Origin of the sequence: Streptomyces sp. BE20 (genome assembly GCF_036322525.1) — a bacterium.
Taxonomy (GTDB): domain Bacteria; phylum Actinomycetota; class Actinomycetes; order Streptomycetales; family Streptomycetaceae; genus Kitasatospora.
Genome location: NZ_JAQYWW010000928.1, coordinates 82,573 through 93,591, shown reverse-complemented (window position 1 = coordinate 93,591; position 11,019 = coordinate 82,573). Strand labels below are relative to the sequence as shown.

Annotated in this window: 2 protein-coding genes; both read right to left on the bottom strand. The window is 77.8% G+C overall.

Annotated elements, in window-relative coordinates; translation table 11 throughout:
* A partial coding sequence (locus PUR61_RS21950) for a beta-ketoacyl synthase N-terminal-like domain-containing protein (protein WP_443034542.1) occupies positions 1–1,286 on the bottom strand: 1,286 nt, incomplete at its 3' end.
* Positions 1,283–10,948 carry a type I polyketide synthase gene (locus PUR61_RS21945; protein ID WP_329880972.1) on the bottom strand — a complete coding sequence of 3,222 codons (9,666 nt, stop codon included), beginning with the start codon at positions 10,946–10,948 and terminating at the stop codon, positions 1,283–1,285. The genes PUR61_RS21950 and PUR61_RS21945, both read right to left, overlap by 4 nt.
* Positions 10,949–11,019: the final 71 nt, after the last annotated feature.

The following is an 11,019-nucleotide window of genomic DNA, read 5'->3' as shown; positions in this document are numbered from 1 at the left end:
TGCGGGGACGGCGCGTCGACGTGCAGGGTGCGCGGCAGCACACCGTGCCGGATCGCCAGCACCGACTTGATCACCCCGGCCACGCCGGCCGCCGCCTGGGTGTGCCCGATGTTCGACTTCACCGACCCCAGCCAGAGCGGCTGTCCGTCGCTGTGCGCCTGCCCGTAGGTGGCAATGAGCGCCTGGGCCTCGATCGGGTCGCCGAGCCGGGTGCCGGTGCCGTGCGCCTCGACCACGTCGACGTCGCCGGCGGTCAGCCCGGCGGAGGCGAGCGCCTCGCGGATGACGCGCTGCTGGGAGGTGCCGCTGGGGGCGGTGAGCTGGCTGGAGCGGCCGTCCTGGTTGACGGCGGAGCCGCGCAGCACCGCGAGGACCCGGTGGCCGTTGCGGCGGGCGTCGGAGAGCTTCTCCAGGACGAGCAGGCCGGCGCCCTCACCCCAGCCGGTGCCGTCGGCGGCGGCGGCGAACGGCTTGCAGCGGCCGTCGGGGGCCAGGCCGCGCTGGCGGCTGAACTCGATGAACATGCCGGGCGCGGAGAGCACGGTGGCGCCGCCGGCCAGGGCGATCGAGCACTCCCCGGCGCGCAGCGAGCGCGCGGCCAGGTGGAGCGCGACCAGCGAGGAGGAGCAGGCGGTGTCGACGGTGACGGCCGGGCCCTCCAGGCCGAGGCTGTAGGCGATCCGGCCGGAGGCGACGGAAGTGGTGGTGCCGGTGAGGACGTAGCCGTCGGTCTCCTCGGCGGGCAGGTGGTGCATGCTCGGCCCGTACTCCTGGGCGATGACGCCCGCGAAGACACCGGTCCGGCTGCCGCGCAGTGCGGCGGGGTCGATCGCGGCGTCCTCCAGGGCCTCCCAGGCGGTCTCCAGGAGGAGGCGCTGCTGGGGCTCGGCGGCGAGCGCCTCGCGCGGTGAGATGCCGAAGAACTCGGCGTCGAACTCGCCCGCCTCGTAGAGGAATCCACCCTCGCGGGCGTAGCTGCGGCCGGGCTTGGCGGGGTCGGGGTCGTACAGGTGGTCGAGGTCCCAGCCGCGGTCGGCGGGGAACGGGCCGACGACGTCGCGCTCGTCGGAGACCAGCCGCCACAGGGCGTCCGGGGTGTCGGCGCCGCCCGGGAAGCGGCAGGCCATGCCGACGATGGCGATCGGCTCCTCCGCGCCGCCGCCGGCCGCCTTGGCCTCGGCGTCGCGCAGTCGCTGACGGGTCTGGTGCAGCTCGGCGGCGACCTTGTTGAGGTAGTCGCGGAGCTTCTGCTCGTTGGTGCTCATCTCTGCGTTGGCCTCTCTCAGGAAATGCCGAGCTCGTTGTCGATGAAGTCGAAGATGTCGTCGTCGCTGACGTCGGTGATGCGGGCGGCGAGGCCGTCGTCGGCCTCCGGGCCCGCCGGGGCGGCCGGTCCGTCCGGGTGCGGTGCCGGGGTGGGCACGCCGAGCACGGCGAACAGCGCGGTGAGTCGGGCCGCTGCGCCGGCGCGGGCGTCCGGGTCGTCGCCGAGGGCGGCCAGGGCCTGCTCCAGCCGGTCGAACTCGGCTGTCGGGTCGGCCCGGTGCGGCTGCGGGGCGGGGGCGAGCCGGTCGCGCAGGTGGGCGGCGAGGGCGGCCGGGGTCGGGTGGTCGAACAGGGCGGTGGTGGGCAGCCGCAGGCCGGTCGCGGTGTTGATCCGGTTGCGCAGCTCGATCACCCCGAGGGAGTCGAACTCGCTGTCCATGAAGCCGAGGTCGCTCTGGATCGCGGTGGCGTCCGGGTGGCCCAGGACGGCGGCGGCGGTGGAGCGGACCAGGGCGAGCAGTTGCCGTTCCTGCTCGGCGGCCGGTTGGCCGGCGAGCCGGGCGGTCAGTGCGGCGGGTCCCTCGGCGCCGGCGGCGGCCGGACGGGGGCGGTGTCGGGCCAGGCCGCGCAGGACGGGCGCGAGCCGGTCGGCGGGCACCGGCCCCGGGTCGAGGCGGGCGGCCGCCAGGGCGGGGTAGGGGGTGGTGAGCGCGGCGTCGAACAGGGTGAGCGCCTGCTCGTTGGTCATCGGGGCGAGGCCGGTGGCGGCGAGGCGTTCGGTCTCGGCGGCGGTGAGCCCGGCCGCCATGCCGCCGGCCTCGGCCCAGTGGCCCCAGGCGAGCGAGACGGCGGGCAGCCCGCGGACCGCCCGGTGCTGGGCGATCGCGTCCAACCGTGCGTTGGCGGCGCCGTAGTTGGCCTGGCCGGGGTTGCCGAGCAGGCCGACGGCGGAGGAGAACAGCACGAAGGCGGCGAGGTCGAGGTGGGCGGTGGCGCGGTGCAGGTGCCACGCGCCGTCGGCCTTGGCCCGCTGGACGGTGCGCAGCCGCTCGGGGGTGAGCGAGCCGAGGACGGCGTCGTCCAGCACGCCCGCGGTGTGCACGACGGCGGTCAGCGGGTGGTCGGCGGGAACGCCGGCGACGAGCGCGGCGACGGCGTCCGGGTCGGCGAGGTCGGTGGCGGCGAAGGTCACCGTGACTCCCGACTCGGCCAGTTCGGCGCGGAGTTCGGCGGCGCCGGGTGCGTCCGGACCCTGCCGGCTCGCGAGCAGCAGGTGCCGGACGCCGTGCCGGACGGTGAGGCGGTGGGCGACCAGCCGGCCGAGTGCGCCGGTGCCGCCGGTGACCAGCGCGGTTCCGCCGTCGGCGAGCGCGGTCGGCAGGGTGAGCGCGAGCTTGCCGGTGTGCCGGGCCTGGCTGAGCCGGCGCAGCGCCTGCGGGGCCTGCCGGACGGACTGGGCGTGGACGGGCAGCGGGAGCAGCTCGCCGCGCTCGAAGAGTCCGGCCAGGTCGGCCAGGATCACCGCGATCCGGTCCGGGTCGACGTCGAACAGGTCGAAGGCCAGGTAGGCGGCGCCGTCGTGGTCGGCGGCGACGGTCGCCGGGTCGCGCTGGTCGGTCTTGCCCATCTCGACGAACCGGCCGGCGGGGGCGAGCAGGCGCAGCGAGGCGTCGGTGAACTCTCGGGCCAGCGCGTTGAGGACGACGTCGACGCCGCGGCCGCCGGTGGCGGTCCGGAAGGAGTCCTCGAAGTCGAGGGTGCGGCTGGAGGCGACCCGGTCGCCCGCCAGGCCGAGGCCGCGGAGCACGCCCCACTTGCCGGGGCCTGCGGTGGCGAGCACCACCGAGCCTCCGTGGCGGGCGAGTTGGACGGCGGCCTGGCCGACGCCGCCGGTGGCGGCGTGGATCAGGACGGTCTCGCCGGACCGGAGGCCGGCGAGGTCGTAGAGGCCGTGGTAGGCGGTGAGGAAGGCGACGGGGACGGTGGCGGCCTGGGCGTAGCTCCAGCCGTCGGGGATCCGGGTGAGCAGCCGGTGGTCGGTGACGGCGACCGGGCCGAGGGTTCCCTGGACCAGCCCCATCACCCGGTCGCCGGGCCGCAGTCCGGTGACACCGGGGCCGGTCTCCAGGACGGTGCCGGCGCCCTCGGCGCCGATCCGGGCCCCACCCGGGTACATGCCGAGGGTGATCAGCACGTCGCGGAAGTTGAGGCCGGCGGCGCGCAGGGCGATCCTCACCTCCCCGGCGGCGAGCGGGCGTTCGGCCTCGGGGGCGGGCAGCAGGGCCAGCGAGTCCAGGCTGCCGGGGGTCGTGGTGTCGAGCCGCCAGGCCGCGGCGGTGCCGGGGTCGAGCAGGTCGGCGGCCCGGGTGCGGACCAGCCTCGGGACGCTGATCTCCCCGGCGCGCAGGGCGATTTGCGGCTCGCCCGTGGCGAGGGAGGCCGACAGTGCGGTCGACAGGGCGGCGATCGTCCCGGTCGGGTCGGTCGCGGCGGACCGGTCGGCGCCGGGGGTTCCCGGGGCTCCGGGCGCGCCGCCCCCGAGGGCGGTGTCGACGTCCAGCAGGACGAACCGGTCCGGGTGTTCGGCCTGCGCGCTGCGGACCAGGCCCCAGACGGCGCCGGCGGCCGGGTCGGGCACGTCCTCGCCGGGGTGGGTGGCGACGGCGTGCTCGGTGACGAGGACGAGGGTGCCGGTCCGCTCGCCGTCCAGCCAGGCGTGCAGCAGGGCGAGGGTCTGCTCGGCGGTGCGGACGGGGGCGAGCACGGTCTGCCCGGCGCCGGCCTCGGCGAGGTCGGCGAGCACCGGGTGCTTCCCGGCGGGCGCGAGCGGCCGGGCGTCCTCGCCGAGCACGGCCCAGCCGTCGAGCGGGGCGCCGTCGAAGGCGAGCGGCTGCCAGTCCAGCCGGTACAGCGAGTCCGGGCCCGCGGCGGCCGGGGCGCGCAGGGTGAGCGCGCCGACGGTGGCGACCGGCAGGCCGGCCGGGTCGGTCAGCTCCAGCGTGACGGTGTCCTGGCCGGCCGGGGTGATCCGGGCCCGCAGCGCGGCGGCGCCGGCGCGGTGGACGGTGACGTCCCGCCAGGAGAAGGGGAGGACCGTCCGTTCGGCGTCCAGGACGACGGCGTGCAGGGCGGCGTCCAGCAGGGCCGGGTGCAGCGCGTAGGCGTCGGCGTCGGCGGCGGTCGGGGCGATCTCGGCGTACCGCTCCTCGCCGAGTGCGGCGACGGCGGTGAGGCCGCGGAAGGCCGGGCCGTACCGGTAGCCGCGCTCGGCGAGCCGCTCGTAGGCGTCGTCGAGGCCGACCGGGGCGGCGGCGGGCGGGGGCCAGGCGGCGGTGTCCGCGCCGGGGGCGGCGGGCGCCCGGTCGGCCACGGTGCCGGTGGCGTGGGTGGTCCACTCGGCGCCGTCGGCGGCCTCGGTGTCCGGCTGGGAGCGGATCCGCAGCGGCCGGCGGCCCTCGGCGTCGGCGGTGCCGAGCAGCGCCTGGAGCCGGACGCCGCCGGTGGCGGGCAGGGGGAGCGGGGCCGCCAGGTCCAGCGACTCGACGTGGGCGGCACCGGCGCGCAGCGCGGCCTGGACGGCCAGCTCCAGGAAGGCGGTGCCGGGCAGCAGGACGCCGTCGGCGACGGCGTGGTCGGCCAGCCACGGGTGGGTGCGCAGCGAGATCCGCCCGGCGAGCAGCCAGCCCTCGCCGTCCGGGAGTTCGGTGGCGGCGGAGAGCAGCGGGTGGCCGGTGGCGGCCAGGCCGGACGCGTCGGCGGCCCGGCCGGCGGGCTGGTCCAGCCAGTGCCGGCGGCGCTCGAAGGGGTAGGTCGGCAGGTCGGTGCGGGCCGGGCCGGACGGCAGGGCGGTGTCCCAGTCGACCGGCACGCCGTGGACGTGCAGCCGGGCGAGCGCCTCGGCCGCGGTCGCCGGCTCCGGGCGGTCGGCGCGCAGCAGCGCCGCGAGGGCCCTCGGCGCGGCGGGGGCGGGCCCGGCGGGGCCGTCCTCGGTGAGGGCGTCCTCGGTGAGGGCGGTGAGGCTCTCCTCGGCGAGGGCGGTGAGCACCGGGCCGGGTCCGAGTTCCAGGTAGGCGGTGGTGCCGAGCCCGTCCAGGGTGCGGACGCCCTCGTGGAACCGGACCGCCTCGCGGATGTGCCGGACCCAGTAGCCGGGGTCGGTCAGCTCGGCCGCCGAGGCGAGGGCGCCGGTCAGGTTGGACACCACCGGGAGGCGCGGCGGGTGGTAGGTCAACCGCTCGGCCACCGCGCGGAACTCGTCCAGGACGGCGTCCATGTGCGGCGAGTGGAAGGCGCGCCCGACCGTCAGCAGCTTGACCTGCCGCCCGCGCGCCCGCCACTCCTCGGCGAGCCGGCGGACCTCGTCGCCGTCCCCGGAGAGGACGACCGAGCCGGGCCCGTTGACGGCGGCGACCGACACCCGCCCGTCCAGTTCGGGCAGCACCTCGGCCTCGGTGGCCCGGACGGCGGCCATCGCGCCACCCTCCGGCAGCGCCTCCATCAGCCGGCCGCGGGCGGCGACCAGGGCCACGGCGTCCGGCAGCGTGAGCACGCCGGCCAGGTGGGCGGCGCTGAGCTCGCCGATCGAGTGCCCGATCAGGTGGTCGGGGCGCAGCCCGTACGCGGTGGTCGCCAGCCGGTGCAGCGCGACGTGCAGGGTGAACAGGGCGGGCTGGGTGTAGGCGGTGGAGTCCAGCAGGTCGGCCTGCGCGGTGCCCGGTGCGGCGAACAGGACGTCCTTCAGCGGGGCGGCCAGGTGCGGGCCGAACAGCTCGGCGACCTCGTCCACCGCCGCCGCGAACACCGGCTCGGCGCCGTACAGTTCGCGCCCGGCGCCGGCACGCTGGCTGCCCTGGCCGGAGTAGAGGAAGGCCAGCCGGGGCGTCCGGGCCGCCGTGGCGCGGAGCAGTCCGGGGGCGTCGGCGCGGTCGTCGGCCAGCGCCCGCAGGGCGTCGGCCCGGTCCGCGGGTCCGGCGCCGAGGACGGCGGCGCGGTGCGGGAAGTGCGTGCGGGTGGTGGCCAGGGAGCGGGCGAGGCCGGGGGCGCCGTGTCCGGCGAGGTCCAGCAGGCGGGCGGCCTGGGCCCGGAGGGCCGGCTCGGTGCGGGCGGAGAGCAGGAGCGGGGCGTGCGCGTCCGGTGCCGCGGTGGCGGTCGCCTCCGCGGCGGGCCCGGTGGCGGGCGCGGTGGCCGGCGCGGCGGGCTCCGTACCGGCCCCGGCGGGCGGGGCCTCCAGGATCAGGTGGGCGTTGGTGCCGCTGATCCCGAACGAGGAGACGGCGGCCCGGCGCGGCCGGCCCGTCTCGGGCCAGGGCGTGGCCCGGTCCAGCAGGCTGACGTCGCCGGCCGTCCAGTCGACGTGCGGCGACGGCGCGTCCAGGTGCAGGGTGCCCGGCAGTTCGCCGTGCTGCAGCGCCTGCACCAGCTTGATCACCCCGGTGACCCCGGCGGCGGCCTGGGTGTGGCCGATGTTGGACTTCGCCGAGCCGAGCAGCAGGGGGCGGGCCCGGTCCTGCCCGTAGGCGGCGAGCAGCGCGCGGGCCTCGATCGGGTCGCCCAGCGCGGTGCCGGTGCCGTGTGCCTCGACCGCGTCGACCTGGTCGGCCGTCAGCCCCGCGTTGGCGAGGGCCTGGCGGATCACCCGCTCCTGGGCCGGGCCGTTGGGGGCGGTCAGCCCGTTGGAGGCGCCGTCCTGGTTGACCGCACTGCCCCGGACGAGGGCCAGCACCCGGTGTCCGCGCCGGCGGGCGTCGGAGAGCCGCTCCAGCAGGACCAGCCCGGCGCCCTCGGCCCAGGCGGTGCCGTCGGCGGCGGCGGCGAACGGCTTGCAGCGGCCGTCGGGGGCAAGGCCGCGCTGGCGGCTGAACTCGGTGAACATGCCCGGCGAGGACATCACCGTCGCCCCGCCCGCGATCGCCAGGTCGCACTCCCCCGCGCGCAGCGCCTGCGCGGCCAGGTGGATCGCCACCAGCGACGAGGAGCAGGCCGTGTCGACGGTGATCGCCGGGCCCTCCAGGCCCAGCGTGTAGGCCAGCCGGCCCGAGGCGACGCTGGTGAGCGTGCCGGTCAGGGCGTGCCCCTCGTACCCGGGGAGCGTCTCGTGCAGGCGCGGGCCGTAGTCCTGCGGCATGACGCCGACGAAGACGCCGGTCCGGCTGCCGCGCAGGGTGGCCGGGACGATCCCGGCACGCTCGGTCAGCTCCCACGCCGACTCCAGCAGCAGGCGCTGCTGCGGGTCCGTGGCGGCCGCCTCGCGCGGCGCCAGGCCGAAGAACGCGCCGTCGAACTCGTCGGCGTCGTACAGGAATCCGCCCTGCCGGGTGTAGGAGCTGCCGGGGCGCTCGCCGTCCGGGTCGTAGAGGGCGTCGAGGTCCCAGCCGCGGTTCTCCGGGAACGGGCCGATGGCGTCCCTGCCCGTGCGGAGCAGCTCCCACAGCTGCTCGGGGGTGTCGGCGCCGCCGGGCCAGCGGCCACTGAGGGCGACGATCGCGACCGGGTCCCCGTCGAGGCCGTCGGAGGTCCGCGCCGGGGCGGCGCCCGCCGCTTCGGGGACGGCCGTGCGCGTGCCCGTCCGCCCGGACAGGAACGCGGCGACGGCGCGGGGGGTGGGCCGGTCGTAGACCAGGCTGGTCGGCAGGGTGAGGCCGGTCGCGCCGGCGAGCCGGTCGCGGAACTCGACGGACGCGACCGAGTCGAAGCCGAGGTCCTTGAAGGTGCGGTCCGGGTCGACCGCGTCCGGTCCGCCCGGCTCGCCCAGCACGATCGCGGCACCCGCGCGGACGGCCGCCAGCGCGGCCTCCTCGCCGAGGACATCGGTGTCCGGGGCATCGGCGCCCGGGGTGTCGGCGCCCGGGGCGTCCCCGTGCGGGGCGGCCCCGTTCGGGTCGACGGCGGTCGGTCCTGCGGTGGCGCCCAGCCAGAGCCGGCGGCGCTGGAACGCGTACGTGGGGAGCCCGGTGAGCCGCTCGCCCGGCCCGTAGAGGGCGGACCAGTCCACCGCCCCGCCCCGGGCGAACAGCTCGCCCACCGCGGCGTGGAACTGGTCGAGTCCGCCGTGGTCCCGGCGGAGCGTGCCGGTGACCGCCGCCACGCCGTCGGCCAGCTGGCCGAGCCCGACCGTCAGCACCGGGTGCGGGCTGCTCTCCACGAACGCCCGGTGCCCGTCGGCCAGCGCCGCGCGGACCGCGCGCTCCAGCCGGACGGTGCCGCGCAGGTTGCGGAACCAGTAGGCGGCGTCGAGTCCGGCGGTGTCGAACCGCTCGCCGGTGAGCGTCGAGTAGAAGGCGACGGACGCGGTCCGCGGGCGGATCCCCGCGAGCAGGGCGGGCAGGCTCTCCCTCAGCGGCTCCATCTGCGCCGAGTGCGAGGCGTAGTCGACGGGCACCAGCTTCGCCCGGACACCCTCCGCCCGGTACTGCTCCACCAGGTCGGCGACGGCCGCCCGGTCGCCCGAGACCACGGTCGCGGACGGGCCGTTGACCGCGGCGATCCCGAGCTCGCCGGCCCGCCTGGCGATCCGCCCGGCGACCTCCTCGGCGGACAGCGGGACGGCCGCCATGCCGCCCCGGCCGGTCAGGCCCAGACCGGCGATGGCCTGCGACCGCAGCGCGACCACCGCCGCCGCGTCCTCCAGCGAGAGCGCACCGGCCACGTGGGCGGCGGCGATCTCCCCCTGGGAGTGCCCGATCACGGCGTCCGGCCGGACACCCGCCGCCTCCCAGAGCGCGGCCAGCGACACCATCACGGCGAACAGGGCGGGCTGCACCACGTCCACCCGCTCCAGGTCCGGCGTGCCCGGCCCGCCGCGCAGCACCGCCCCGAGCGACCAGTCGACGTGCGGGGCGAGGGCCTCCTCGCAGGCGGCGATCTTCGCCGCGAACACCGGTGCGGTGGCGAGCAGTTCGCGGGCCATGGCGTCCCACTGCGCGCCCTGGCCGGGGAAGACCAGCACCGTGCCGCTGCCGGTCGCGCCCGCGGTGCCCGCCCGGTCGCCGGCCCCGTGCCCGGCGGCGTCCGGCGCCGGGCCGTCGGCGAACGCCGCGCGCGCCGCACCGTCGGTGGCGGCACGGCCCTGGGCCAGGCCCGCCGCCTGCCCGCCCTCGGCGAGCGCGTCGAGGGCGGTGAGCAGGCCCTCCCGGTCGGTGCCGGTCACGGCGGCGCGGTACTCGAAGGCGGTCCGGGTGGTGGCCAGCGACCGGCCGACCGCCACCGGGTCGGTGCCCGCCCGGTCGGCGAACGCACGGAGCCGGGCGGCCTGCCGGCGCAGCGCGGCCGGGGTCCGGGCGGAGAGCGGCCAGAGCAGCGGCCCGCCGGGCACGGTCGCGACCGCGGTGTCCTCGGCCCGCGCCTCGCCGACGCCTCCGGGCTCTCCCTCCTCCGCCCCCGGCGGTGCGGTCTCCGGGGCGTCGGCCACCAGCACGTGCGCGTTGGTGCCGCCCACGCCGAAGGAGCTGACGCCGGCGATCAGCCGGCCCGCGGCGTTCGGCCACGGTCCGGAGTCGGTCCGCACCGCGAGGCCGAGCCGCTCGAAGGGGATGTCCGGGTTGGGGGTGACGAAGTTGAGGCTGGCGGGAATCCTCCGGTGCCGCACGGCCAGGACCGTCTTCAGCAGGCCGACGATGCCCGAAGCGCCTTCCAGGTGACCGACGTTGGTCTTCGCCGAGCCGACCAGCAGCGGCTGCTCCGCCGGGCGCCCGGCGCCCAGTGCCGCGCCCAGGCCCGCCGCCTCGACCGGGTCGCCCACGCGGGTGCCCGTCCCGTGCAGCTCGACGTACTGGACCAGACCGGGGGCGACGCCGGCCCGCCGGGCGGCCTCGCGGACCACCGCCGCCTGGGCGTCCGCGCTGGGGACGGTCAGGCCGTCGGTCGCGCCGTCGCTGTTGACCGCGCTGCCGAGCAGCACCGCGTGGACGCGGTCGCCGTCCGCCACCGCGCGGGTGAGCGGCTTCAGCACCAGCAGCACGCCGCCCTCGCCGCGCGCGTAGCCGTTGGCCCGGGCGTCGAAGGTGTAGCAGCGGTCGTCGGGCGAGAGCGCGCCGAACCGGTCGACGGTGAGCGTCGACTCGGCCGCCAGGTTGAGGTTGACGCCCGCCACCAGGGCGACGTCCGACTCGCCGCCGCGCAGGCTCTCCAGCGCGAGGTGGACGGCGACCAGGGAGGAGGACTGCGCGGAGTCGACGGTGAGGCTCGGACCGCGCAGGTCGAGGGCGTAGGAGACGCGGTTGGCGATGATGCCCCGGTTGAGACCGGTGAGGCTGTGCCGGGTGATCGCGCCGGCGCCGGTGGTGAGCGTGGTGTAGTCGGCGGCGATGGCGCCGACGAAGACGCCGGTACGGCCGCCGGCCAGCGCGGCGGGCAGGACGCCGGCGTTCTCCAGGGCCTCCCACGCGAGTTCGAGCACCAGCCGCTGCTGCGGGTCGGCGGCGGCGGCCTCGGCCGGGGAGAGGCCGAAGAACTCGGGGTCGAACCGGTCGACGTGGTCGAGCCACCCGCCCGCACGGGGCGGCTCCGCGCCGCCGAAGCGCTGCGGCGGGACGGCGCCGACCGCACTCGCACCCGTGTCGAGCAGCTTCCAGAACGCCTCCGGGTCCGCCGCTCCCGGCAGCCGGCAGGCGACGCCGACGACGGCCACCGCCTCGGGCGGGCCGGGCTGCGGTGCGGACGGGTCGAGGGGTTCCAGGCGCGCCATGGTGGGTTCCACTCCTGAGGGCCGGTGGCTCGGATCGACCCTCAGAGTTCCGTGGATCCGCGCCGGTCGGG

Excerpts from the sequence above, each read along its gene's own strand:
- PUR61_RS21945 (WP_329880972.1), bottom strand. The coding sequence starts at position 10,948 with ATGGCGCGCCTGGAACCCCTCGACCCGTCCGCACCGCAGCCCGGCCCG.